Source organism: Enterobacter sp. MGH 16 (assembly GCF_000493175.1).
GTDB classification, from domain to species: domain Bacteria; phylum Pseudomonadota; class Gammaproteobacteria; order Enterobacterales; family Enterobacteriaceae; genus Enterobacter; species Enterobacter roggenkampii.
In genome coordinates this window covers 918205-940488 of sequence record NZ_KI535695.1, presented here as the reverse complement: position 1 = coordinate 940488, position 22284 = coordinate 918205, and the positions used below count along the sequence as shown (strand labels likewise).

Annotated in this window: 34 protein-coding genes; all 34 read right to left on the bottom strand. The window is 53.8% G+C overall.

The genetic code is table 11. The annotated features are described in order from the left end of the window. The 34 genes from L362_RS18165 to L362_RS18310 all read right to left on the bottom strand — a co-directional run bounded on the left by L362_RS18165 (position 1) and on the right by L362_RS18310 (position 22152). The gene (locus L362_RS18165; RefSeq protein WP_023343823.1) at positions 1 to 534 is read right to left on the bottom strand and encodes a phage baseplate assembly protein V; all 534 of its coding nucleotides are present in this window, start codon (positions 532 to 534) and stop codon (positions 1 to 3) included. Further along, positions 534 to 1592, bottom strand: coding sequence for a phage baseplate assembly protein (locus L362_RS18170; protein ID WP_023343822.1), 1059 nt, complete (start codon positions 1590 to 1592; stop codon positions 534 to 536). The genes L362_RS18165 and L362_RS18170 overlap by 1 nt, the downstream gene beginning before the upstream one ends. Next, on the bottom strand, positions 1589 to 2932 hold the full coding sequence (locus L362_RS18175; RefSeq protein ID WP_023343821.1) for a DNA circularization protein: 1344 nt from the start codon (positions 2930 to 2932) through the stop codon (positions 1589 to 1591). The genes L362_RS18170 and L362_RS18175 overlap by 4 nt, the downstream gene beginning before the upstream one ends. Positions 2933 to 2966: 34 nt before the next feature. Further along, on the bottom strand, positions 2967 to 4877 hold the full coding sequence (locus L362_RS18180; RefSeq protein WP_023343820.1) for a phage tail tape measure protein: 1911 nt from the start codon (positions 4875 to 4877) through the stop codon (positions 2967 to 2969). Between the two features lie 84 nt (positions 4878 to 4961). Beyond that, entirely contained in the window at positions 4962 to 5288 is a 327-nt protein-coding gene (locus L362_RS18185; protein ID WP_023343819.1) for a phage tail assembly protein, read from the bottom strand. Next, entirely contained in the window at positions 5285 to 5641 is a 357-nt protein-coding gene (locus tag L362_RS18190) for a phage tail tube protein (protein WP_023343818.1), read from the bottom strand. The genes L362_RS18185 and L362_RS18190 overlap by 4 nt, the downstream gene beginning before the upstream one ends. Then, on the bottom strand, positions 5641 to 7155 hold the full coding sequence (locus L362_RS18195; RefSeq protein ID WP_023343817.1) for a phage tail sheath subtilisin-like domain-containing protein: 1515 nt from the start codon (positions 7153 to 7155) through the stop codon (positions 5641 to 5643). The genes L362_RS18190 and L362_RS18195 overlap by 1 nt, the downstream gene beginning before the upstream one ends. Next, positions 7139 to 7309, bottom strand: coding sequence for a DUF2635 domain-containing protein (locus tag L362_RS23630; protein WP_023343816.1), 171 nt, complete (start codon positions 7307 to 7309; stop codon positions 7139 to 7141). The genes L362_RS18195 and L362_RS23630 overlap by 17 nt, the downstream gene beginning before the upstream one ends. Before the next feature lie 3 nt (positions 7310 to 7312). Beyond that, positions 7313 to 7873 (bottom strand): phage tail terminator protein, encoded by a 561-nt coding sequence (locus tag L362_RS18200; protein WP_023343815.1) that lies wholly within the window; start codon positions 7871 to 7873, stop codon positions 7313 to 7315. Further along, positions 7870 to 8382, bottom strand: coding sequence for a hypothetical protein (locus L362_RS18205; protein WP_023343814.1), 513 nt, complete (start codon positions 8380 to 8382; stop codon positions 7870 to 7872). Before L362_RS18205 ends, L362_RS18200 begins: the two co-directional genes overlap by 4 nt. After that, positions 8354 to 8758 carry a phage head closure protein gene (locus tag L362_RS18210; protein WP_023343813.1) on the bottom strand — a complete coding sequence of 135 codons (405 nt, stop codon included), beginning with the start codon at positions 8756 to 8758 and terminating at the stop codon, positions 8354 to 8356. Before L362_RS18210 ends, L362_RS18205 begins: the two co-directional genes overlap by 29 nt. Next, positions 8755 to 9078, bottom strand: coding sequence for a head-tail connector protein (locus tag L362_RS18215; protein WP_023343812.1), 324 nt, complete (start codon positions 9076 to 9078; stop codon positions 8755 to 8757). The genes L362_RS18210 and L362_RS18215 overlap by 4 nt, the downstream gene beginning before the upstream one ends. 79 nt (positions 9079 to 9157) lie before the next feature. After that, on the bottom strand, positions 9158 to 10387 hold the full coding sequence (locus L362_RS18220) for a phage major capsid protein (protein ID WP_023343811.1): 1230 nt from the start codon (positions 10385 to 10387) through the stop codon (positions 9158 to 9160). 9 nt (positions 10388 to 10396) lie between these two features. Continuing rightward, entirely contained in the window at positions 10397 to 10999 is a 603-nt protein-coding gene (locus L362_RS18225; RefSeq protein WP_023343810.1) for an HK97 family phage prohead protease, read from the bottom strand. Next, entirely contained in the window at positions 10992 to 12209 is a 1218-nt protein-coding gene (locus L362_RS18230) for a phage portal protein (protein WP_023343809.1), read from the bottom strand. The genes L362_RS18225 and L362_RS18230 overlap by 8 nt, the downstream gene beginning before the upstream one ends. Then, the gene (locus L362_RS24775; protein WP_023343808.1) at positions 12203 to 12361 is read right to left on the bottom strand and encodes a hypothetical protein; all 159 of its coding nucleotides are present in this window, start codon (positions 12359 to 12361) and stop codon (positions 12203 to 12205) included. The genes L362_RS18230 and L362_RS24775 overlap by 7 nt, the downstream gene beginning before the upstream one ends. Beyond that, positions 12358 to 14088 carry a terminase large subunit gene (locus L362_RS18240; protein WP_023343807.1) on the bottom strand — a complete coding sequence of 577 codons (1731 nt, stop codon included), beginning with the start codon at positions 14086 to 14088 and terminating at the stop codon, positions 12358 to 12360. The genes L362_RS24775 and L362_RS18240 overlap by 4 nt, the downstream gene beginning before the upstream one ends. Then, complete coding sequence (locus tag L362_RS18245) at positions 14088 to 14525, bottom strand: phage terminase small subunit P27 family (protein WP_023343806.1); 438 nt, start codon at positions 14523 to 14525, stop codon at positions 14088 to 14090. Before L362_RS18245 ends, L362_RS18240 begins: the two co-directional genes overlap by 1 nt. 108 nt (positions 14526 to 14633) lie before the next feature. Further along, positions 14634 to 15002 carry an HNH endonuclease gene (locus L362_RS23625; RefSeq protein ID WP_023343805.1) on the bottom strand — a complete coding sequence of 123 codons (369 nt, stop codon included), beginning with the start codon at positions 15000 to 15002 and terminating at the stop codon, positions 14634 to 14636. Beyond that, a complete protein-coding gene (locus tag L362_RS18255) occupies positions 14983 to 15633 on the bottom strand; it encodes a class I SAM-dependent methyltransferase (RefSeq protein WP_023343804.1) in 651 nt (216 codons plus the stop codon). Before L362_RS18255 ends, L362_RS23625 begins: the two co-directional genes overlap by 20 nt. Further along, a complete protein-coding gene (locus L362_RS18260) occupies positions 15614 to 16480 on the bottom strand; it encodes a glycosyltransferase family 9 protein (RefSeq protein WP_023343803.1) in 867 nt (288 codons plus the stop codon). Before L362_RS18260 ends, L362_RS18255 begins: the two co-directional genes overlap by 20 nt. 7 nt (positions 16481 to 16487) lie before the next feature. After that, the gene (locus L362_RS23620) at positions 16488 to 16937 is read right to left on the bottom strand and encodes a motility associated factor glycosyltransferase family protein (RefSeq protein ID WP_230469165.1); all 450 of its coding nucleotides are present in this window, start codon (positions 16935 to 16937) and stop codon (positions 16488 to 16490) included. A gap of 158 nt (positions 16938 to 17095) precedes the next feature. Beyond that, complete coding sequence (locus tag L362_RS18265) at positions 17096 to 17296, bottom strand: hypothetical protein (RefSeq protein WP_023343801.1); 201 nt, start codon at positions 17294 to 17296, stop codon at positions 17096 to 17098. 763 nt (positions 17297 to 18059) lie between these two features. Then, complete coding sequence (locus tag L362_RS18270; protein ID WP_023343800.1) at positions 18060 to 18290, bottom strand: hypothetical protein; 231 nt, start codon at positions 18288 to 18290, stop codon at positions 18060 to 18062. A gap of 196 nt (positions 18291 to 18486) precedes the next feature. Beyond that, entirely contained in the window at positions 18487 to 18732 is a 246-nt protein-coding gene (locus tag L362_RS18275; RefSeq protein ID WP_023343799.1) for a hypothetical protein, read from the bottom strand. Positions 18733 to 18848: 116 nt separating this feature from the next. Beyond that, positions 18849 to 18998, bottom strand: a complete 150-nt coding sequence (locus L362_RS0122730) for a hypothetical protein (protein WP_032637649.1) — start codon at positions 18996 to 18998, stop codon at positions 18849 to 18851. Beyond that, positions 18991 to 19266 (bottom strand): hypothetical protein, encoded by a 276-nt coding sequence (locus L362_RS18280; RefSeq protein ID WP_023343798.1) that lies wholly within the window; start codon positions 19264 to 19266, stop codon positions 18991 to 18993. Before L362_RS18280 ends, L362_RS0122730 begins: the two co-directional genes overlap by 8 nt. Positions 19267 to 19273: 7 nt before the next feature. Next, positions 19274 to 19903 (bottom strand): glycoside hydrolase family 19 protein, encoded by a 630-nt coding sequence (locus tag L362_RS18285; protein WP_023343797.1) that lies wholly within the window; start codon positions 19901 to 19903, stop codon positions 19274 to 19276. Further along, positions 19903 to 20181, bottom strand: coding sequence for a phage holin family protein (locus tag L362_RS18290; protein ID WP_023343796.1), 279 nt, complete (start codon positions 20179 to 20181; stop codon positions 19903 to 19905). The genes L362_RS18285 and L362_RS18290 overlap by 1 nt, the downstream gene beginning before the upstream one ends. After that, positions 20171 to 20560, bottom strand: a complete 390-nt coding sequence (locus L362_RS18295) for a phage holin family protein (protein ID WP_023150206.1) — start codon at positions 20558 to 20560, stop codon at positions 20171 to 20173. The genes L362_RS18290 and L362_RS18295 overlap by 11 nt, the downstream gene beginning before the upstream one ends. Before the next feature lie 32 nt (positions 20561 to 20592). Further along, complete coding sequence (locus L362_RS24550; RefSeq protein WP_155249598.1) at positions 20593 to 20883, bottom strand: hypothetical protein; 291 nt, start codon at positions 20881 to 20883, stop codon at positions 20593 to 20595. 21 nt (positions 20884 to 20904) lie between these two features. Then, positions 20905 to 21510 (bottom strand): hypothetical protein, encoded by a 606-nt coding sequence (locus L362_RS18300; RefSeq protein WP_023343795.1) that lies wholly within the window; start codon positions 21508 to 21510, stop codon positions 20905 to 20907. Beyond that, positions 21507 to 21863, bottom strand: a complete 357-nt coding sequence (locus L362_RS18305; protein WP_023343794.1) for a RusA family crossover junction endodeoxyribonuclease — start codon at positions 21861 to 21863, stop codon at positions 21507 to 21509. The genes L362_RS18300 and L362_RS18305 overlap by 4 nt, the downstream gene beginning before the upstream one ends. Further along, positions 21856 to 22152 (bottom strand): Ref family recombination enhancement nuclease, encoded by a 297-nt coding sequence (locus L362_RS18310; RefSeq protein WP_023343793.1) that lies wholly within the window; start codon positions 22150 to 22152, stop codon positions 21856 to 21858. Before L362_RS18310 ends, L362_RS18305 begins: the two co-directional genes overlap by 8 nt. Between the last annotated feature and the right edge of the window lie 132 nt (positions 22153 to 22284).

Genomic DNA, 22284 nt, shown 5'->3' with positions numbered 1-22284 from the left:
TTAGCTCATTGGTTGGTTGGGAGGATTTGTGGTTCCGCCGCCGTCGCCATTTTCCTTGTGGGTATGCCCGTTGTACGTCGTGCGCATGGCGGACATCGTTTTGCCCGCGCCATCGCAGAGATCTTTGATTTCTCCGGTGGACTCAATATCCATTTCGAAACGGGCTTTAGGAGCATTGGTAAAAATAATCGGCTTACCGCCGCCGTTGACAACGATCCCGGCACGGGTCAGCGTTACCGACTGCCCCTGGTCGTCGTAAATGGCGACTTCTCCACGTTTCAGGCCTTTCAGGCGGTACCGTCGGTCAGCGACCACCACGGCAACACCGTGGGAACGGTCGCCGCCAGGAAACAGCATCACTGCCTCTGCACCATTATGCGCAGCGGACGTAAAGCCATACGGCTCCAGATGCTCCACGTTTTCTTTTGGTTCGCCAGCGATCAACCTCAGACCAGCGGCCTGGCATTTTTTTGCGGTATCGAGCGCGGTTATAACCGCTCGCGTGACAATGTTCTGAAGAGAAGATCCAGCCATCAGAATTCTGAGCCTCCCGATGTTTTTTTCTCTTTCTTCGGCGTAGCTGGTTCCGGCAGGTATGCGTCAGCAGGCCCAACGCGGATTTCGCACGTGGTGCCGTTGTTATCTTTGATGTATGTCACTTCAGCGATAACAAGCGTCTCATTATCGAAGCCATTCAACGGGTCGTAGACAATGACCGAAAGATTTGGCCGCCAGAGTTCGCCGTTGCCCTGCCTCCAGCCCTGAACCGTGTAGGTGGTTTCACGCGTTTTTGCGGCACGTTGTCTGGCCTCAAACTCACAGCGGGTTTTGCAACTGTCCGTCGTCGCGGTACCGGACTGTTGGACGGTATGCGGGCGGTAGCGGGTCACTCCGGTATCTGATGTACTCTGCCGGATGGCGGCAATCGTCGCTTCACCGAAATCGTCATCAGTGCCGGGGCGCTGGCCGGTGACCAGGTAGCTGGAAAACCGATCGCGGACACTGCGCTCTGTATCACACGAAAGAATATTTTCGCCCAGTACCAGCGCCGTGGTCGCTTTCTCAGCCCCTGGTTTACCAAGCACCAGCCTGCCCTGTGCATCATCGTAGGCCAACGCCTGCACCTGCCCCAGCAGACGGTTCAGGCACTCCACCACCGTTTCACCGTGTTCCGGCTGCGCGTCAATGACTGCAGTCGCAGGTGTACCTGCGTCCACAACGTCAACGCCAAACGGCTTAGCCAGCGCGCCAGCAATACGGAAAAGAGTTTTGCCATTGTGCTGTGCTGGCGCCGCCGAGCAGTCAATAAGGTCTGCTGTTTTGCTGCGGCCAACGATCCCCATGGTGATTGCCGTTGCATCGTAGCGCAGCGGTAACGCCTCAACCCAGCCCGTAATCACCAGGTCATCGCCTATCATCACCTCAACGCGATCGCCGTTTTTAATCTGCGGCACACCATCACTACCCGGCCACTGCCTGGTGATCGACACGTTAAAATCACGGGCAACCCGGTCAATCCCCGCGCTGATGCGGGAAGATGTCCAGCCGCCCCACTCGCGACCATTCACACGTAAAAAAACGGTATTGTTCATCGGACCGGTACCCTCAGAGGTTTAACTGGCACAAACCCCGGGTGGGGCACCACATTACGGGTGAGAATGTCATCTTCCCGCGCCGCGTCGTCATACCAGCCCGCCGCCAGCACCAGTGCAGGGAGAACTTCCGGGGGGATACGCTCAGCCGTGATTTCCACCTGAGCAAGACGTGCCGAGATATCCCGGTTCAGGTCCGTTCTGAGCACAGTGATTTGCTGAAAAATCCCGTCGTCCGTAATGCGCAACTGCTCCTGATCGATAGCGGAATTCAGAGCCGAGCGAATTTCAGTTAATTCATCCCATGTAAGCGGATCTTCTTTCACCGTGGTACTGCCCGAACCGTCCAGCGCGGGATGTGAAATATTGATGATGTCGTTAGTGGATGCACCGCCGGTTACCTTCCCGGTTTGCCCCTGCTGCGCCGCGATGGTTTTCGGCTGTGCCAGTGTTGCAACGGTCTGGGATGCCGTGCTGATTGCAGTGGAACGGATCGCTGCAGCAACCATATTGCTGCGGGATTTTTGCATCCCAACGGAACCTGAATCTGTTGGCCAGGTTCCCCGTGGCGCCAGCCCTGGATCAAGCGTTACACCGGACATGGTTTTTATCATTGTCACCAGGTCTGAAGTATCGCCTGTAAGCCTGTCACCGGCGCGCCATGCTTTTTGCAGCGCTCTCACGAAATCACTGGCTGCGCTGGGCGGCATCAGAATGACTGACAAATCTCCCTGCAGCAGTCGCATTGCAGCTGAAACGCCGGAATCAACCATCCGGAACGCATCTGCGACATCGCCAAGCATCGCAGCTGCATCGGCCAGCACATCATTCTGGATAAAGTCGGCAATGCCGGAGAGTGAAAATGCCGAGAACATACTTTCGATCGCGTCATCAAACAGACCGCCCGACTGTGTGAGGCGCTGCGCCGTCGCCATGCCTGCCACAGGAAAAGAAAGCTCGCCGCTTTCCACGAACTGGAAGGAAACGCGGCACATGCGCCCTTCGGCATTGCTGTGCGTGACCCTTACCTGTCCGTCGATACTGCCCTGCATTTCTCCATACTGAGGATGGACAAGCGTACCCGGCCCGGCGGTTTCAATAGCCCCGATAAGACGATCGCGCTTATCAGCGTAATCGTCGCCTACCAGATAGGCGTTAATAGTCATCCTGCGCGTTGCCCGACCTAAATCCTCCGTGAACGGTTTATCGCGATTGGGATATTCATGCACTTGAACACGGCGCCCAAATGAACCCTCATCATCTTCCACTGAAAAAGGTACGCCACGAAACGACGCATCACGAAGACGATCGCGCCAGTCGTTTGAAGAAAAAAAAGCCATATAGCCCCCAAAAGAAAACCCGCCTTAGGCGGGTTTAACGTGGTGTGCGGAATGGTGAATAACCGACATCGTGAGTTACGTCCATCAGCCGATTTCCCGATTTCGGGATATCCAGCACTCTCATACCTGGAGGAGCATTATCAAAAGTCACTTTTAACTCACTGCGCTGTGCAGCTGGCGCAGCAGCACGATCAAGCACCGGCCCCTGGTTCAGTAAAGGTGGAGATAGCGTAAAATTCTCTGCTGTATCCTGCTTTACCATTTCGCGATTTTGCTGGTTGTTATACCAGCCACCAGAATTCCATCGGTTTTTCAGTGACTGCCAGAATGAATCGGTATGGTCGGCTTCCTTCGCTGCATCTGCGATTTCTTTAAGCTTCTCAAACATGTAGATAGCAACTGCAATCTGAACGGTGGTCGCCCCCAGCGTGGCAATTTTCCCCAGCACACCGGAAAGCTGCGTTGCTAAGGTCAGAGCGGTTCGCAGCGTACCCAGTGTTTTAACCGTAAATACGCCCGTCATATAGAGGCCTACACCACCCAATACCGTTTCCCAGCCGCCCATTGCCTGAGCGACGTTATCAACCTCCTGCCATACCTCTTTAATCACCGGGCCAACATCATCCCAGTTTTCGATGATTAGCATGGCACCAGCCGCCAGCGCCGCAATCGCGATTTTTGCCGGAGAAAGGTTGATTACCGTATTCAGGATTTTAATTGCGCGGGATAGCGTGCCGATGGACACGCCAACACCCAGCAGCGCCGCGCCGAATTTGGCAGCCGACTGTACCAGCTCCGGATTTGCACGAACGAAAGCCCTGAGCTGCTCCAGATAAGGCATCACCGCTTTTGCTGCCTCGTTAACAGCTGGCAGGAATGTGTCACCCAGCGTTACCGAAATTGCGTTCACGCTGTTTTTGAGCAGCACCAGCTGGTTTTCTGTCGTAGCCGCGCGGGATGCGTATTCCTTCTGCATCGATCCGCCATATTCCTGGGCATCTGCTACACGGTTAAAATTGGTGCGTAACAAATCCAGGTTGGTCAGCAGAGGGGCAATCGCGCTCAGCGACTCTTTGCCAAACAGGGCATTCATTACAGCGGCCTGCTTCGCTTTTGGCACTTTTGCGAGGGAGTCCAGCACCTTCAGCATTGCACCGCGTGAATCTTTCTGCATGTCCTCTGCAAGCTGTTTCGGGTTCAGCTTAAGGAAGGACAGGGCCTGTTTCTGCGCTTTAGTAGCAGAATTACCCGCAGTCAAAGACAACATGAAGTTTTTGATGCCGGTTGAGGCAATCTCTGATTCGACCCCCATCCCCGCGATCGTAGCGCCCATTGCAGCAATTTCACCAGATGCCACCCCGGCCACACTTCCCAGCGGCCCGATTCGGGTCACGATTTCCGAAATTTTTGCCGCATTTGCAGGACCGGTATTCCCCAGATAGTTAATCTTATCGGCGAGAACAACCACATCATCCTGTGTCAGTTTGAACGCCGTTCGCCACTGCGCCATCATCTGGCCAGACTCTTCGGCGGTGGTGTCAAACGCTACCCCCATTTTCACGGCATCGTTGGCAAACTGCATCAGGTCACTACGCGCTATCCCCGCCTGTCCGCCTGCTGCCACAATTTCTGCGATCCCCTCCGCCGCCATCGGTAACTGCGTGGAAAGCGTCAGAATATCGTCACTCATCTGCGCGAACGCTTTTTTATCATCAAGGCCGTCGACCACCTTTCTGATGTCAGCCATTTTTGACTCAAAACCGATCGCAGCATTTACGGGCAGCGCCAGCGCGCCGAGAATGGCGGTACCCGCGGCGGCCGCCCCTAGCGCCAGGCTGCCCATTTCCTTCTGGAATCCCTTAAGCTCACGCTGCATCCCTTTCATCGGCCCGGTCAGTTGGTCAACGGCGGTGATAATTGCCTTTAACTGGAAACTGTCAGCCATTTTTCACTTCCTCGTTGATGCGGACGGCCTCCGCTTCCAGTTCAAGGAAGTCGGAAATGGCCGTCCGCCGTAGCTCAAGGGGGTTTAATTTCCAGAACCAGGCGACGTTATAGAGTCGTCGTCTGAGGTTTGTTCCGTCTCCGATTGGGTAAAAAAATTCAGGATCAGCATGCAGGCTTTGAAGATATCCAGCTTTGCCAGCTGCGCGGCAGACGAACGCGGAATCTCCGCAAGCACCGGAAGGTACTTCAACGCGACAGCGCTATCGAGTTTAACGCCCCCTTCTGCCGACAGGGTGAACGGGAACCCTATACGCTCAATTTCGTCGTAAGTGGGCTCGCGCAGCTCCAGCACGTGCAGTTTTTCGTTATGGGCGGTAATAGGCTTTTTCAGAACCAGTTCAGTTGTCATTGATAAAATCCTTCTTCGCCGTGGAATTCCAGATCCACAGTGCCCTCTTCGGGGTTATGGTTAGCCTCGCCGTGCAACCAGGCATTCGACAGAACATAAACCTGTCCGTTCGCCAGCTCGGAGGTGATGGTCATGTTGTCTGAGGAGGTAATTTTGTTAACCGGGAAGTTTTTCGGCACCTTCGCCGTCACCTTCGTATAGGGTGCCCGGTGCGTTTCTTTGTAATCGACATCACCAGCCAGGCCGATCACGTCATCACGCACCCGGGTGTTCATCGGCACCTCGATACCGCCGGTGATGGACAGCTGCTGTCCATCGATTTTGAAATAAGTGGTACCCGCAATCTTTGCCATTATGCGGCCTCCTCGTTGTATTGCAGACGGAACTGATTAAGCACGGCGAACACGCGCAGCTGGTTGACGTAGTCCGGCGGGAACAGCACATCCAGACGGTTCGGGTCATTCGCATTACGTTCGACAATCAGGTATTGCTGGAAGAGATCGAAGTTTTCCACGATGCCCTCACGCTCGAGCTGGCGGTAAATCGCCCCCAGCTCTCCGCGAATGACAGACGGTGTAACAATCGCCTGGCCGGGTCCGAAGCGGGTGCCGTCATTCGCCAGCTTGTGACGACCGTATTTGCTGGTGATCACCGACTTCAGGCGTCGGAGAACGTAGGCACTGGTATGCAGCGTTTCGGTGTCCAGATAGCTGTTATCCGCCACGCCGTAAGCGTTTTTCCGGTAGGTGGTGATGTCGCGCTGAATGCGCAAAATGCCTGATTCGGTATACGCCGTTGCAATGCCATGCGTTAGCAATGACTGCTGCTCCGTGATGGTAAAGCGTTTTCCGGTTGGTGCAGGGAGAGCGCCGGTCAGTTCACCGGTCTGAGTCGGCCGCGCGGGGTCATTGCGTAAAAATACAGCCTGACGCGCCAGACGATATGCAACCAGCTCATCAACCGGCGTCTGCACATCCTTTTCATAACCCGCGATAGTGATGTGCTGATAATTAAACGTATCGCCATAGGCCACCAGATCTGACAATGAACCGGTTCGGGCCGTATATACGTGGCCGTAAAGCTGACGAATGTAACTCCAGCGCCCGGAACTGTCGTTCATCTCGGTCGCCATCAGCTGCAGCGAGGCGCTGTCGCTGAACGGCAGGCCAATATAATCGAACGGCTCATCCCCCATTGCGGCGATGGTTGCTGACAAATCAGGGTCACCAGCACCACCACTCATTTTTCCGACCTGCACACTTAAGCCTGCAGGTAATTCTTCGCCGCTGGCCGTGCCGTAGTAATTCAGCGTCAGCGGAATGGTGTTGCCGCCGGTACCGCTATTAACTGCAGTGAGCTCAAGCGTTCCCTGGGCAGGTCCAGCCGAGGTCATCTTATACTGGGCGGTGATCGGCAGATCCTGATTGCCGTTAATGGCAGCCAGCAGCGCCTGCGCTGCATCCGCACCGGTGTCATTAGCGGCCACGGTAATCTGTACACGGGTGGTACCGATATACAGGTTTACAGCCCCCGCATCTGTTGCCGTGCCTGAGAAGGTGATCGTGCCGGTTGCCGCCTGCCCGCTGTCAGGCACAGCGATAACCCATAACTCACCGAACGGGTCAACACGGCGATACGCTTCCACCATGCGCGCCAGCTGGCTGCCGCGGCCTGCCATTTTCTTTGCCAGGTCTTTCGACGGCATGATGACTAGCTGGTTAACGGGCATTTCAGCGTCCGACAATGCCATGCCAATCAGCAGGGATGGCGCGCTGTCCTGTGCCGTATTGGCGGCGCTGTTGTCCATTTCGGCATAAAACAGCGGTACCCGGTTATCTGCCGGGATGTTATTAAAGCTTACGGTCATCTTTAGCCCCTTTTGGTTGAATTACTTCGATTTCGCCAGCGGCTTTCCGGCGGAACCAGTACGCAGACGCTTCGACGTTTCGCCCTTTTTCCGGCAAAACATCTCCACGGGCAGGATCCGGAACGGACTGCCCTTTGACGGGTTTCACAAACATGAATTAATCCTGAAAGGTTATTTCGGTGTGGTGCTCATTGTTGCCGTCTGGCCCGGTACCGGGTTCGATAAAATCAACATCAATACTGAGCGTTTTAAGGTCGGGTAATGCGTCCAGGTCGTCCTGCTGGCGGGTGTCCTCTTCGGTGATTTCATACTTCCTCGTGAAATCGAACTGGTAATAAAGTTCGTGGCGGTTCAGATCCAGCAGCATCCCACCGGCGTACTGAATTTCATGCGCCTGCGGATCCGGTTCCCAGCCCAGCAGCGCTTTCCAGATAAGCTGCCTGACGTCATGAACGGCGTCATACGATGCCCACTGCCCTTTTTCATCCCGTTCGTTGCTGAGCACGACGATGACGGAAAAACCTTCCGTCAGATCCTGCCAGTAGTCCGTCTGCGACTTCTGCTCGCCGGAGACATCTTCAGATGGCACGACATACGCTGCTGGCAGCCTGAGCTTTCCGGCTTCGGGGATCGCTTTAAACTGCGCGGCACCGCCAACACGGTTTTCAAACAGCGGACATCGGGCGCGAAGCGCCGCAATAATCGGGGTTAGTTTCATTTTTTCTTCCTGCGTTGAGGTCGGAGGGATTTACGCAGCTCGCGGGAAAGCACGTAACGTGTCCAACTGCGGCGCTTATCCAGTACCTCCGTCATGTAGTTGTTACGCGGTGCCAAGCGCCAGCCGCTGCCACCGGATGCGCCGCGATGGTGCCCTTTCTTACGCTTCGCGCCACGGCGAACACCGTAAAACAGGAATGCAGGGTAAAAGGCACCGTTGATATGGCGGTTTCCCTCCCCGTTCTTCTGGTTTGGTGCAATCTTCACCATGAGCCCCGGACGTTTTTTAGAAGCGCGGGGCACGTAGTAGCCGATTGAGCGCGCCAGCTGCCCCGTCCGGTATGAGGGGTTTTCGCCAGGCTTCGAGCGACCACGTTTTATTACCAGCCGCCGGGCATCGCGCATGTGAACCTGACCGATTTTGACGAACGCTCGTCGCATCCTCGCCCGGTTAAAGACCAGCTCGTCCGGCTGTTCGAAATCAACGTGTAAAAATGCTGTCTGCGGCATACTCACTCCCGCTGTCGGTACCCAGTTCTTCGCACTCGAGCAACAGAAAACGGCGTTTACTGTTCAGATCCCGGACGCGTTTGACCCGATAAGAAATATCGTCGTGAACTACTTCATGATCGGCGGTAATGCCGCGGCGAAAACGGATGGTGAAATAATGGGTCACCTTATTTTCAACCTGCACAGACCCCTGATACGCCGCTGCACCGGGTTGTGCTTTTTTGGCCCACGTCCGGACCTGCTCCGGATAAGTAGGTGACACGCCAAAATCATCTACTGGCACGTCGACGCGCCGCCGGATAACGATGCGCTGGTCCAGTTCGCCCGGGTCGGGCAAAAGGTATGTGGCGCTGGCCTGCGCCTGCCTGAGTTTCATAGCGGGATGTACCTGTATGGACCGACGAGCCAGTTAAAGCTCATCGGCAGTTCGACTTTCTCCACTTCGGTGACGGTTGAGCGGTTCTCGTAAAAGTGCGTCACAAGAAGCAACATCCCCATCCGGATGTCATCCGAGAGAATAAGCCCCTCAGGATCGTCGTCTGGCACCCCCGCTTCCGCCGCATAAAGTTTCCGGTTCAGAAAATTTTCTGTCCGGGCCTGAACCGCCCGCCCCAGCAACTCAAGAAATTTGTCTTCATCGGCGTAATCCTCATCCAGCCTGAGCTGCGCCTTGATTTCCTCAGGAGAAAGCAACATGGGATCCTCCTGTGCCCGCCAGATGGCGGGCACAAAAAAACCGCTTAACGCGGCATGGTTTGTTCAGTGATGGAGTTTATTAGCTGCTTGCTGAGCCCTTGCCCACCAGCGCTTTAATGGCAGATGTGTCTTCCAGGATGCAGTCAAAACGATGGAATGCCAGGAAGCCTGTCTGGTCGAATTCCGCGTAACGCTCCACCAGTCGCTTCAGGATCATGTAACGAACACGGCGGATGATGAAGCGATCGAAGTCACCGCAGAACATGAATTTTTTACCCGCACCGATATCATCGATTTCCTGGTCGATGACATAAGGAACATTGAGCACGGATGCTGGCGCCACACCGACGATATCCGGCAGCCAGAGCGGACGCCCCTGACCGTCTTCCATCTCGCTGATGAGTTTCAGCGTGTTGTCATTGAACGCCAGGCGGAACTTCGGCCCGCGGCGGTACGCCGGATCAATGCTGTGTTTCAGCGCCAGAATTTCCTGCCATTTCACTGCGGCAGCAGCGGCCGTCTGAGTGGTGCCGGTGACGGATGCTTTCAGCCCTTTCGGCTGTTTTGGCGTGCCGGTGCCGGTACCCTGAATAAGGTATTTAGCTTCACCGCGCCCGATACGCTCAGCGATACGGCGGGCAAGATAGACTTCCATGTCGATCGCGCTGTCCTGCAGCAGCTCGTTGGACACACGGATGATTTTGGACGTCATTTTCACCGCGCCCAGGGAGTCCATACCGAATTCGGTATCTTCTTCGCCAGCATCTTCGTTCTCACCCAGCAGCACGCCCACTTCAGCGGTACCGTCAGCGGTTGCCCACTCCATAGTGCGACCGTCGGAAGTCGTCAGAATTTGCGCCACGCTGGCAATACCGCCATAGGCTTTCATCTGCTCAACGACTTTCGCCAGGAAGGTATCAGGCACGGTATAACCGCCCTTCTCGTCTGGCGCCACGCCCTGCGCTCGTAGCTCTTTTAAGGCTTTGCGCTCTTCTGAACTCAGTTCGCTGGCACCGTGACGCATCCATTTATCAAAGATCTGACCACGTTTTTCGTCCTGCTGCGTGTTTTTATCAGGATCCTGATTATTGCGCTGCTCTTCCTCGTTTTCATCCACGTAGGTCTGGTCCTGGCGGCGCAGTTCTTCTTCGCGGGCAATACGCTCATCGAGGGATTCCAGCTCTGACTTCGCTTTATTCCACTCGGTGCGCTGTTCATCCGTCCATGCGTTATCGCCGATTTTTTCATTCAGCGCACGCATGTCGGTCGCGATGGTATTACGTTTTTGTTTCAGTTCATGCAATTTCATGGTTTTTCCTTACGCGTTAAGAAGGGTCAGGACGCGCTCACGCGCCATTCGTTGGTTAATGGCTTTCTGCAGCGCACCACTGTCGCGCGCCTCCTGCCAGGCTTTCATTGAGCGGACTGCGGAATCCGCCTCCTGGTACGCCGGATATGTCACAGGGCTGACATCCAGCAGACGGGAAAAACGGGTAATCTCACGAATGACCACGCCTTCCTCGTCCTGGTACCATTCCTCTCCGTCGCGGGCGACGCGAAAAGCAAAAGAGGACTGGTTAATATCCCCGCGTTGCATCGGTGCCAGCACCAGATCGCGGATTGTCTGGGTTTCTGGCGCGGTGATGTCGTAACGCAGACCGCGTTCATCCACCGTCAGTGCAAGCGTGCCCGCGCGGGTGCGACCCAGAATAAAATTGGGATCATGGTTAAACAGCGCCCGGACATCGTCCTGAAGCACATCATCAAACGCACCGCGCCGGATGATTTCTCGAAACGAACCGAAAATCAGTTCGGAACGGCTGTCAAAAATCGAACCGTACCCGATGATCCGGCTGGGGTCGCTGTCGTGCGTTTCAGCGCGCACCTCGCCGCTATAACAGCGAATTTCTCGTTCACTCATCTTGAGTGTTCTCCTGGGTTGTGGATTTGGCTGGCTTGGAGGCGTTGACGCTGACGAGCATTTCATCGAGACCGTCTTTCGGGTTCATGTCTTCAAACGCGCGCGCCTCGTTGCGGCTCATCCAGCCATCGGTGATGGCGTAGTGATAGAACTCTGCACGCTCTTTTGCGGTACCGCGCAGCAGACCGGCCAGGTTAAAGCGCACGTAATACCCGGCAGCACGTTCGGCGCGGGTGAATAACCTGCGATTAAGCTCCTGCTCCCAGTTCGTCACCCACGGCATCATCGTGTAACGGACAAACTGAATCGCCTGTTCGGAGATGTTGGAGAAGGTGGCTTTTTCGAGGTCGTTGATCATGTGCGCCGGCACGTTGAAAATACCGGCAATCATCGAGCGGTTGAGCTTCATCATGTCGATGAGCTGGGCATCAACCGGGGAGACCGTCAATGCTTTATAGTCCAGCTCTGCCGGAAGCAGCATCGTCCTGTTTTCCTGGCTGCGCAGCATTAGCGTGGCTTTCTGCCACATTTTTTTCAGGCGGTCCCAGGAGTTATCATTCAGCTCCCCTTTAACTGATACGATTCCCGCCGGTCTGGCATTGCCGCTGAAAAAACTTTCCGTGTATTTCTGGCCGCTCATGCCCATTCCGATGGTTTCGGCGTGCTGCAGTACCGGACTGAGCCCCATTTTCTGATCGTTACCCAGCGCCCTGACGTGGATCATGTCGTCAGGATTGATGGCAAAGGAACCCTCTTCGTTATATACACCGTAGGTATAACGTCCGCCGGTGTTGAGCAGAGTTGTTTCCCAGGGCATACAGGCTTCAAGACCGGTCACCTCACCGGTCCGGCCGTGGCGGATTACACGTGTGTAACCATTCCCCCAGCCCAGAATGTGCCGCTGTTTCAGCTCACGCCACTTATAGCTGGTCTGCCAGGCGTTCGGTTCGTCGTGAACCAGATAAAAAGCCGGATGATCGCGGGCTGTTTCGACCTTCTTCCCGGTACGCCGCATGACGTGCAGCGGCATCTGTGCAACGTTGGACGAAATGACGTAAATACAGGCATAAACCGCTGCCAGCTTCATAGCCGTCCGGGGATTAACGATCACATCACCGTTAAAAATCCCGTCATTGTCGGCGGCTTCAACGGTGAGCGGTACCGCGGGGTTTTCCAGCGAGTTACTTCGAAAAATGGCGTCAATCAGCATGATTTTATTCTCCTGGCGGCCAGCAGCGCCCACAGCAGCAGACCGCTACCGCCAGCCATGAGAGCAACCGCCACGCCAAATTTGAGGAATACGCCTCCCACCAGTGCGCCGAAGCCTGCCAGCCCGGCCACATCGATAATTAGTGATTTCACAGGAATAACAGGTCCTCATCAGGATCGAGGTTAGAAAGGAAGTCTTTCGGCTCATTCAGCATTGCGCGGCCAACACCCATCATCAGGCCAACTGCACCATCGATTTTGTTGCCTGCGCCCTCTTTTACCGGGCGAACAACATCGTCACTACCTGGTAAATATTTGCCGACCACGTTTGATATGCACCATGTCATCAGCGGATTGCCGTCGTGATGGAATCGGCCAGCAGCAATCGCAGCCTCAATCTCACGCATAGGGTCACTCATATTGGTGTAGTTCTGGGTAATGGTGACGGGCTCCAGCCCTTCATCCTGCAACATATGAGAAAGGCCGGTTGCACCATAGGGGTCAATCGGGCTCGCCGCTATCTTCACGGTTTCACGTAATTTCAGGACCGCTTCGAAAATAAGGCGGTAATCAACCTCGGCCCCGTCCGATGGAACCAGCACGCCCTGATTAACAAAGGACTGGTAACGGTCGGCCATCGTTTTCAGCGCCGGGTCCGTGGCATAGACAGTGTCTTCCGGTACCCAGAACAGAGGCGAAACGCAGTAATAATGGCTTATTCCGTCGATTTCTCTGCGGAACACCGGCACCACTGCGTTAAGGTCGAGTTTTGAGGCCAGGTCGATACCGAGATAACACTCTTCCCCCGCAAAATCGGACAGTTTGAGCGTTTTGTCTGCCGCAGCCATCCACTTCTGCAGGTTGTAGAATGCCGCTTTAGAGCTCACCCACTTGTTGAAATGCTTGGTGAGTATTTTGTTGGTCTGGCTGGGCGTGGACATCGCCAGCAGCTGTTTGGCTCTGAGAAAATCCCCTTTAACAGAAATATCGTAGTTCGGGTTGGCCTTTATTAGCGCTTCCGGCTGTGTCCAGTCGTCATCATCATCAATGGTGTAGATAATGCCGAAAATATTTTCGTTTTCATTCCCCTCTCTGATGCGCTCCAGTATTTCGACTACCTGCGTGCGCTTCTCATAACATGGCGAGGCAATATCGAAACCCGCTGTGGTGATGATAAGCGTGATGGGCTGTTCCCTTGCCCCCATCCCGGTAGTCATCGTGGTATAAAGCGCGTCTGTATCGTGCTCGTGATACTCATCGATGATGGCGCAGGATGGTGAATCACCGTCGCCAGGATCACCGATAATCGGCGCGAAGAGAGAACCATCAGGGCGTGTCATCTTTTTCGCCCAGGGTTTAATGCTGAACTTCTGACGCAGGGCCGGCAGCTTTTTCACCATTGCCAGAGCAGGTGCAAAGACTTTCCAGGCCTGTTTTTCCGTCGTGGCGCCACAGTAAACCTCTGCTGAGTACTCACCATCGGCACAAAACATGTAATTGCCGACGGCTGCAGCGATTGCCGATTTGCCGTTTTTACGAGGTACCTCGATGTAAATCTCTGTGAAGCGACGAAAACCATTGTCCTTACGGACCCAGCCAAATGGCACGCCCAGGGCAAATTTCTGCCAGGACTCAAACTCAATACGCAGTTTCCGGCGAGCCCAGTCACCGGAGGTGTGCGGCATTTTCTGGGAGAAGCGAAGGAAACGTTCTGCTTTATTTTTATCGAAGCGGTAAGGCCAGCGTGGATCTTTGGCGCGTTCCAGGTCGTCAAGATGTCGCTGACAGGCAAGAATGGTTAACCGGCAGGCCAGTATCTTCCCGTTCACGACGTCCCGCGCATACTGGTTCGCCGCATTGACGTTCGGATATGTAGCCATCAGTCAAACTCATCAAATTCATTCCCTTCATCGTCCGGATCATTTTTACCGCTGGTCATTCTTATGCGGCTGAGCGGGTCTAACCCGAGAAGTGAACCCAGACGGGCGAGCTGCGAAACGGAGTCATTACGGACATTGACTGCAGGGTGTTTTTTCTCACCCCCCATTTCACTTGATACGGTCAGGCCGTCTTTCGCGATGACTTTTTCGGCCTCAACCATCAGGTGAAACGCATTGCAGTACGCCAGGAGTAACGGCGCGTCTTCGAGATCAAAAACGCCGCGATCAATTAAAATTTTGCTCTGCGTTTTCCAGATGCGGATCGCGATGTCGCTCATTAACTCATCCGGCGGCGCGATCCTTGTCAGTTTGCTCTTCAGGTTTGAGGGCAAATTGCGCTTACGGCCACCACCGGAAGATCGTACAGCAGTACCCATCAAAACCTCCAATTCAATAGGCGGAACCTTCCGGAAAAAAGTTTCTTATTTTGGGCGCGTAAAAATGAAACGGGGCGGGCAGTCCGGAGGGGCAAAGGCTGGAGGGATTTACCCTCCCCCCCGCCCGCCTGACAGGCGCTCTCGCGCCGTCTTCGCCCGATGACATGGGGTGCACAGGCTTTCAAGGTTGTCGTCACTGTCGCTGCCTCCGTGCGCCAGCGGCAGCCTGTGGTCAACGCTGGTCGCCTCGGTTATTGCGCCACGGCGCAAACACTCCTGGCATAACCCTTTGTCTCTTTTGAGAATGCGGAGACGGGTCTTATCCCATGACGCACCATAGCCGCGCTGATGACGTGACACGCCGGGTTTGTACTGCCGCCAGCCCTCGCCCCGGTGGTCATCGCAGTATCCGCTGCGGTCCGTTGTGGTCTGCCTGCATCCACGTTTGCGACACGCTTTAGGCGTTCTCGGTGGCATGGCTAACTCTCCGGAATGCATAGCTGCTGATGCCGTCACGCCCAAGCATGCTCTCAATGGTGTTGTGCTCAGCGCATACAAAACCCTGCACGCCAAACCAGCGCCGGATTCCTTCATCGGTGAAATACCAGATGTGCTCATCTTTACGGTAATGCCGGGACGTCAGGATGTGTTCCGCATTCCTGAAGACCGGTAGCGACACAAACACCCACTGACCGGCGCGCGCCACAGCTGCTTCTGGATCGTCGATGTGCTCCAGAGAATCCCAGAACGTCAGCGCCGGGAAATCACCGGAATGAAAATACGGATCGTAAAGGTTCGCCCAGCGACCACCAGCTTTAAGCCAGGCTATCCCTTCCGGGTTCACGTCATAGCCCCAGGTATCAGGCCGCGTCTCCACGAACTGCCCAGAACCTATCCCCACATCAAGCACTTTCCCCTGATGGTGGCGGGCCACCAGCTGGATGCGCGCCGCATTCAACTGAATCCCCATACTGGTCTGTGCCATCTGACGATACTTCGCAAAATAACTGGCATCGTATGGCCGTTCTGGTGGTACCGGGAACCGGCCTATGCCCAGTTCGGGCAGCCAGACAAGGCCGTTTTGCATTTCATTTGAGAACAATGTCATCTAGCCAGCCTTTGAAGTTATCGAGGAAACCAGTGATGTGCTTACTGCAGTCGTGTTGCATGCTCGCGCACATGCAGTAATCGTCGGGCTGCGCCCAGCCAACGCGGGAGAGATCCATTTCTGGGTCGGTAACGATGTGGGGGGCATTGTGGCCACCGCATCCACCCTGAACGATGAAAACAGGCGTTTTGTAGCAAATGGCCGCGGGCAGCGCCCAGCCAACACCAGAAACCACGACGGCGGCATGTTCCACCAGCGCCAGCATTTCTGTTAATGACAGCTCGCCTTTGTGCAGATACAGGTCAGCCTCCGGCAGCTCACCCACCAGCCACTCTTCCCCTTCCTCAAGGTCTGCCAGGCTCACAACGTAAAAATGTTTACGCAGCTCCCGCGCGGCATCCGCCAGATATTTCGGGTCAGGATTTCGCGCGGGGTTCGCCCACTCTTTACGGACGGTTGCCGGGCGGATCACAGCAACAGGCTTATCAACCTGTACCGGCGATTCACCGAAGGACGGCAGATCAAACACGCTGACCATCTTGCCGAACTGCCAGGTCATGGCATCGATGATGGAGCCCTTGCTCAGTTCGTCGGGACCATAAAAAATCGTCAGAATCTCTGACGGTCGCGGCGGCTCCTGCACAAACTCCACACCCGTTTGCTCTTCGTTTTTCCGCTGCGTCCTGAGTGCAGTATTCGAGCGGACAAAATTCACATCGAGATCGCAATAAAGCTCCGGCCAGGGTGTTCGCAGATACGCGCCGGGGAACTGGCGTACAAACGCCCGCTGGTAAATAGAGTCACCAAGCCCGTACATCCCACGGATGCAGACCTTTCGTCTTTTCATAAATTTCCTACAGAGAAAGTGCAGTCTCGAGGGACTGTCGGGGGAAGCAGGTAAGCCGCGTAAAGCGGGAGCAGTTAATTATCTCGACACCACCAGCAACAGCACGGAGGCGGGAAAATTCATCCTGCCAGCGCGCTACGCTGAATCTGTCAGGGTTGGACAGCATAGCGTGGTTGCCGTGCCAGTGAGTGCCGTTCCGTATTGAGCAGTCATAACCCAGCAACAGAACGCGGCTAGCGCCCAGGTGGATCGCCAGCTCAATGGCGCGCTGACCAGAATTAAAAGAACCGGGGATTTCTGACGGTAGCCAGTTAATGCCAAAACGCCGGGCCGTGAACTCATCACCACACCAGCGGGCCGCATTTGATGTAATGCCTGTTCCGTATTCTTCCCACCAGCAGCAGTCCGCTGCGTAGATGAAGGAGCAGTGCGGCGCGGCAATCCACGAGTTATTCACGGCAATAACTGGAATCCCAGATTGCAGCGCAATTGTGCAATCGTCTGGCGACAATGAAGGACCACTTGCAATACAGATGAATGTTTTGCGCATGAATTTACGAAGCCCAAATACAAAACCCGCCGAAGCGGGTTGATTATCACAGAGGCATTTACGGATTATTTTGTGGCGAGAGCTGCTTGAATGGCATCGGCCAGTCCGCTGATTTCATTGGCAACAGCTTTAAGATCGGCCGCTACCCGTGATTGTGTGCTGGCTCCGACAGAGCCAACCGATGCTTTTGCTATCTCCAGTGCGGCCTGTACAGCCAAAAATCTATCGCGGCCTTCTGTGGTTTTAATCGTATAACCTTCTAACATATCAACTCCATTTTATAATCCTGCCGGGATGACAGGTAACAAAATGTATATTGGGTTTACCTGATAAATAACAAGGTCATTAACCATTATCAAGCCCACCAGCAGGTGAGCTTTGTTTTAAATTTAAAAGTGCATTTTGTTTGCATTTTTTGAACAAGATGTTAAGGTCCCACAGCCTTAGAGCAAGAAGCACAAAAGCATAACAAAAGATTCAATTCATAATTGCCCCGTAACTGGGGCTTTTTTTATGGTTGCACTAAAGTAATGCCCACCAGTTGGTGAGCTGCTTTTAAGCTGCAGTTCAGATAGGTTGTGGTGCCGGGTGCCTCCCGGTGAGTTGTTGCATAACCAACAACAACTCGCTTTTGTCAGCCAACAATAGTATCGCTTGCCGCCTGGTCATGTAGCCCCGCCGCTTAGGGGGATTCACCACGGTTAAACTGTAACACAGGTATGCTGAGCGAGTGCGGGCCTGTGAGAATTTGCTACGGTTAAAGTCCAGAGGAGAGACTGTGTCAGAGCCTCATGGATGAGGTTCTATTTTGGATGGCAGTTTTCCTGTCACGCTTTGTTTAAGGTTCACTGGCGCGCTTGCTAAACCTGACATATACCAGCCAAGTAATTATTACCCTTCTCAATAACAGCCAGCAGCGGCACTATGAGCGGCAGCATTAGCTCTGCAGAGCGGCGTGTATTGTGCTGAAGAGCAAACGATGTACACCAGGATTGAATGTGTGGCTTCTGAGTAACTGATTGGTTGATATCAACTAATCAGAGCATCATAAGCTTCGAGGATTTCTTTCCTGGTAACGTATCTGTCACTCGCCACCAGCACGGCTCCACTCTTACCATTCAAAAACGTTGAAAAAAACATGACTACATCCAGATACTTCACCTCTTTGTTAGCATACAGGTATCTGATTTTGTTTCTGTAATTACGAATTTTCAGCAATTTTGCATTGTCGTTTTCAGCAAAAATCAGTATCTGCACCATGACATATCCTTCCGCTTAAGATTTATCAAGTGCTACAAATATTAACCTGGTAACCATTCTAACGTTCAAAAAAAACAGCTCACCGTGACTTAAGTTGCTTTTAACAAACCAGTAAATCTCAACACTGGGGGTATAAAACGCATTAAGACAGGCATGATAATACTGAAAAAAAACCGCCCGAAGGCGGTCTGATTGTTCATCTACTGCAGTAGTCGTCTATGTACTGATGCCTGAATGCATCAAAAGATAGCTGGTCAACGATGCTTCCTGTAATAACGATTTTTATCCTGTCCAGGTGGTCGCGCCCAGCAATGACTCTAACATCAATCGCAATAGCTGAGGTTTTAAGGTACTCGACAAAATCACTTATGTCATCGTCACTACCAAAGACTGCAAAACACATTGATCCGCAATGTAATTTTTCTTTTCTTCCCTCAAGCATAAGCATACTCCTCATGAATTGGGGAGTTTCAATTATGATGCCGACACTCGTATTTTTCCTCTTTAAACCTCACAAACGGATTACGGTCCGCATATCAGCTTGTTAGGATAATGTCATTAAGACCGCACTTCTTTTGGTTTCTGGCAGTTCGCCTGCCACGTTTTGTTGTGCGCCAGGATGTCTTTCTTCGTCTGGCGATCCAGAACGTCGATGTCATGATCAGTCAGGTAGATTGGCTTTACCCAGTCACAGGCGGTATCAACCACCCTCGGGACGCTTCCACGTGTCACGCAGCTCGCGATCAACATCGTCATCAGGCATGTGGTTAACAGTCTGCTGTACATCGCTGGCCTCTTTCGTTGTCTCTACCCGGCGTTCTGCTGCTGCGACCGTTGCCGCTGCGTTATCTTCAGTGCGCTGCTGATCTGCTTTCGCTTCAGCTTTGCTTGTGCCGCGAATATGGCCCAGGCCGAAAGCGCCAGCGATGGCGGCAATGACAGCTGCAGCAATACCAATTAAAGTTTCAAACCCCATTGTGACCTCACAACAGCACTGATTTTGCCAGGTTAAACAGCGCACGGCGTTTATCCAGACCGTTACGGCCGCCATTGATAAGCAGCGTGACGCGCTCCACATCGCCTGAATGGAGCAGGCATCCGTGCGAGACGTAGAACCATGCGGCGGAGCGCGCAGCGTATTCATCTCGTTCCAGTAGTTCGGGATACGAAACCAGATCCAGTTTGAGAGCCTGGCCGCAGCTGCGATAGTTGCTAAGCCCGGTGATTTGCTTAAGGCCTCGGCCGCGATATTTCCAGCCATCACCAGCAACCTGGTTGCCCAGGTTCTTTTTGCCCCACTCACCGCCATAAACCAGATTGGCTATCGCTTTCTGATTTGCCGGTTGCGTTGCCGTTCTGCCGAGTGCAGCGGCCTGCTGTGCAGTAATGCGATGCTTGCCGAACGTAGGTACCAGTTTTTCTGCCGCATAATTCAGGTTTTCCACCAGCCGGGTGAAACCGCCGGACTCATGGCCCATCTGCGCTATAAACATGGCCTGATCGAGCGGCGCGGTTATGCCGAATTCCTTCATTGCAGCATCGATATAGTGAAACCAGCGAACGGCTAGACCGGCGCTTATACCTGCCGCCTTTTGAAATAGTATTTGGTTCATTAGTGCCTCAGAAGATCAACCAGACGTGCCAGATTTCCCCGGACCTTCATAACAGCTGCGCATATCAGGAGGTTCGCCATCACCACCAGCCAACTGGAGTCACGATAGAGGCCGAAGATGAATTGCCAGGGGATTACTGCGTAAATCAGGATGGTTATATACGCCAGGATTGAGATGAAAGGACGGTGCCTGGCACCATGGCGCTGGTAGAACATCAGAACGACGACGATCACCGAGCAGATAAACGCGTTTAAGACAGCTGACGGGTCAATTACCATTTCCCCCTCCTCCGCGTAACCGTGAGAAAAAACCGAACAGGGTGTTCAGGTCCTGGTTATTAAGAAAAGTTAGGATTTTTATGCACAGCGCAGACAGAATCACTGCACCGAGTGCATCCAGCGGTTTTTCATAACTCGAGGCGGCATTTAGCCATGAACCAACAAACCCGGCGCCAAGTACTCCAACAATGAATGAAGTCAGAAAATATGCAGCCAGGCGAGCACGCGTAAGGTTTGCAGCTGTAGCGACGTAAAACACCGCACCACCAAACGCTCCAAACACCACGCCGAAATCTGTATGAGTAAAGACACCGTACAGGACTGAACCAAGCAGGCCACCGCCGAGAACTGCGCCAGTTCCGGTTAATGGATCGGACATTACGCCCCCCTCTGTTATTGCTGTGAATCCTCTCAGAAAAATTGAGGGGAAATAAAAAAGGCCGCCGGATGGCAGCCCTCAAAGAAGATGTTTGGATTGAATAAATCAGGTGAGATCGGCGATATGACAGGGGTACTGGTGCAATGCACCTTCGCGAATACCCCTGTCGTATCGCCGGATAACAAAAAACCCCGGCAGGCGGGGTTTAAAGTTTTTTCAAATTGTCGCTTTACATCGCTGCCATCGTGGCGCAGCTCTGCCAAGCATGAATGGATTATCTGATTTTCCGGCCCGTTTTCAACATCATTCAGAACAAATAGCACTTTTTGCTAATTCAATCATGATCATGAATTTTCTTTCAGGCTTTTCCTCGCTGACAGAAATACCTTTGCCCTGAATATTTCCAAGCACCAGCGCACACGCTTTCTGGCCTCCGAATCGGTGAGCCACGGGGCCAGGCTCTGCAGCTCTCTGGTGATGTCAGAGATTTTTTTCCTAGTGGTGTAATACTGACGGCCAACCAGATAAACCGGATCCATCTGGTCGAACGCCTGCAGCACCACATCCTCAATAAATTTTGCATCGTCGCTGTTCATCGCTGCGTCTATGACATTTACCTGCGGCTCCGGCCAGAGTATCGAGCGCGCGCGTCTCATTGCCTGCTCACCACGGAATCCCTCTTCTCTCGCCTGGTTCAACGCCGCTGTAAATCGCTCAAGCGCTTTATCAGACCAGTTTTTTCCGCTTATCACGTTCCAGCACGAATGGCCGCACGGTTTGGCCGGGGCCGTTCCGCCGCGTACAGATTCCCCCCATACAGTTAGCAGCGATTTAATCCACCCGGACTGGATATCAGTCAGGAGAATACTTTTCCCGAGCCAGCTCTTGCGTGGCGCCATTGCTGTTTTTCCCAGTCCTTCAAGATACTGGCGTTTCTGGCGTGGCGTCATTTCATGTCCTCGATAATTATCATTCCGGTTTCGCCCCATATTTTTGATGTCCGGGCGTCCCAAATGTGGGAATCATCCTCAAACAAGGCGTCCAACAGAGATTTTGTTAAGTTGTCCAGATCGGGCTTTTGCTGGTGGGGATGGCCGTCCATAGACGCGCGCTTTTTCTTGCTCCAGCTCGTCGGCATCGGCAAAACGAATGTGATGTGTGCGCCGTTGTCCGGCACCCGGATTCCATGCAGGCGGGCTTCATCGCAAAACATGCGATATCGCATCACCGGCGCGCGCTGCTTCCACTTATCAGCGCGAGTCATACGGGGTTTTCCGACTGGGTTGATGATGTATTTAGGCATCGGCGCCCTCGCCCAGCAGATAGAGCACCTGCACGAGCAGCTCTGCTTCGGTGCCGTGCTTCATTTCCCAGGCGCGGCGGCCAGCATGAATCGCCACACCGTAACCGCCGTTGCGATGATGCATATGGCACAGGGGAATTGATTTTCGATGGTCAGCGCGCTGGCTTGTACCCTGTCCGGTTCGGATGTGGTGGATTTCCGCGGGCGTTTCGCCCAGGTTCTGATTTCTGCACACGATGCAGCCCAGTGCGGCCACACGCGAAAGATGGAGGCTATCTGCTTTCTTCATGCTGGACCACCAGCACAAGCAGAAACACCGCGCGTAATCGTGCGGTGAAGGTGATTTTGGGTAATACTCTGCGCCATTTTGATTCCTCAGGTTGGCGCAGTAATCAGTGGGTGTTCAGCCCGTTTGATTATT

Bases quoted from the DNA above. Each gene is read 5' to 3' on its own strand.
- L362_RS23625 (WP_023343805.1), bottom strand. From the start codon at position 15,002: ATGCCACCGAGAACGCCTAAAGCGTGTCGCAAACGTGGATGCAGGCAG.
- L362_RS18285 (WP_023343797.1), bottom strand. From the start codon at position 19,903: ATGAACCAAATACTATTTCAAAAGGCGGCAGGTATAAGCGCCGGTCTA.
- L362_RS18175 (WP_023343821.1), bottom strand. From the start codon at position 2,932: ATGGCTTTTTTTTCTTCAAACGACTGGCGCGATCGTCTTCGTGATGCG.
- L362_RS18240 (WP_023343807.1), bottom strand. From the start codon at position 14,088: ATGGCTACATATCCGAACGTCAATGCGGCGAACCAGTATGCGCGGGAC.
- L362_RS18215 (WP_023343812.1), bottom strand. From the start codon at position 9,078: ATGTTGCTTTCTCCTGAGGAAATCAAGGCGCAGCTCAGGCTGGATGAG.
- L362_RS18300 (WP_023343795.1), bottom strand. From the start codon at position 21,510: ATGACGCCACGCCAGAAACGCCAGTATCTTGAAGGACTGGGAAAAACA.
- L362_RS18200 (WP_023343815.1), bottom strand. From the start codon at position 7,873: ATGAAACTAACCCCGATTATTGCGGCGCTTCGCGCCCGATGTCCGCTG.
- L362_RS18260 (WP_023343803.1), bottom strand. From the start codon at position 16,480: ATGAAAAGACGAAAGGTCTGCATCCGTGGGATGTACGGGCTTGGTGAC.
- L362_RS18170 (WP_023343822.1), bottom strand. From the start codon at position 1,592: ATGAACAATACCGTTTTTTTACGTGTGAATGGTCGCGAGTGGGGCGGC.
- L362_RS18255 (WP_023343804.1), bottom strand. From the start codon at position 15,633: ATGACATTGTTCTCAAATGAAATGCAAAACGGCCTTGTCTGGCTGCCC.
- L362_RS18295 (WP_023150206.1), bottom strand. From the start codon at position 20,560: ATGTCCGATCCATTAACCGGAACTGGCGCAGTTCTCGGCGGTGGCCTG.
- L362_RS18210 (WP_023343813.1), bottom strand. From the start codon at position 8,758: ATGAAACTCAGGCAGGCGCAGGCCAGCGCCACATACCTTTTGCCCGAC.
- L362_RS18220 (WP_023343811.1), bottom strand. From the start codon at position 10,387: ATGAAATTGCATGAACTGAAACAAAAACGTAATACCATCGCGACCGAC.
- L362_RS18225 (WP_023343810.1), bottom strand. From the start codon at position 10,999: ATGAGTGAACGAGAAATTCGCTGTTATAGCGGCGAGGTGCGCGCTGAA.
- L362_RS18205 (WP_023343814.1), bottom strand. From the start codon at position 8,382: ATGCCGCAGACAGCATTTTTACACGTTGATTTCGAACAGCCGGACGAG.
- L362_RS18280 (WP_023343798.1), bottom strand. From the start codon at position 19,266: ATGGGGTTTGAAACTTTAATTGGTATTGCTGCAGCTGTCATTGCCGCC.
- L362_RS18275 (WP_023343799.1), bottom strand. From the start codon at position 18,732: ATGCTTGAGGGAAGAAAAGAAAAATTACATTGCGGATCAATGTGTTTT.
- L362_RS18185 (WP_023343819.1), bottom strand. From the start codon at position 5,288: ATGACAACTGAACTGGTTCTGAAAAAGCCTATTACCGCCCATAACGAA.
- L362_RS18195 (WP_023343817.1), bottom strand. From the start codon at position 7,155: ATGACCGTAAGCTTTAATAACATCCCGGCAGATAACCGGGTACCGCTG.
- L362_RS18180 (WP_023343820.1), bottom strand. From the start codon at position 4,877: ATGGCTGACAGTTTCCAGTTAAAGGCAATTATCACCGCCGTTGACCAA.
- L362_RS18245 (WP_023343806.1), bottom strand. From the start codon at position 14,525: ATGGGTACTGCTGTACGATCTTCCGGTGGTGGCCGTAAGCGCAATTTG.
- L362_RS18165 (WP_023343823.1), bottom strand. From the start codon at position 534: ATGGCTGGATCTTCTCTTCAGAACATTGTCACGCGAGCGGTTATAACC.
- L362_RS18265 (WP_023343801.1), bottom strand. From the start codon at position 17,296: ATGTTAGAAGGTTATACGATTAAAACCACAGAAGGCCGCGATAGATTT.
- L362_RS18270 (WP_023343800.1), bottom strand. From the start codon at position 18,290: ATGGTGCAGATACTGATTTTTGCTGAAAACGACAATGCAAAATTGCTG.
- L362_RS18310 (WP_023343793.1), bottom strand. From the start codon at position 22,152: ATGAAGAAAGCAGATAGCCTCCATCTTTCGCGTGTGGCCGCACTGGGC.
- L362_RS23630 (WP_023343816.1), bottom strand. From the start codon at position 7,309: ATGTTTGTGAAACCCGTCAAAGGGCAGTCCGTTCCGGATCCTGCCCGT.
- L362_RS18305 (WP_023343794.1), bottom strand. From the start codon at position 21,863: ATGCCTAAATACATCATCAACCCAGTCGGAAAACCCCGTATGACTCGC.
- L362_RS18290 (WP_023343796.1), bottom strand. From the start codon at position 20,181: ATGGTAATTGACCCGTCAGCTGTCTTAAACGCGTTTATCTGCTCGGTG.
- L362_RS18190 (WP_023343818.1), bottom strand. From the start codon at position 5,641: ATGGCAAAGATTGCGGGTACCACTTATTTCAAAATCGATGGACAGCAG.
- L362_RS18230 (WP_023343809.1), bottom strand. From the start codon at position 12,209: ATGCTGATTGACGCCATTTTTCGAAGTAACTCGCTGGAAAACCCCGCG.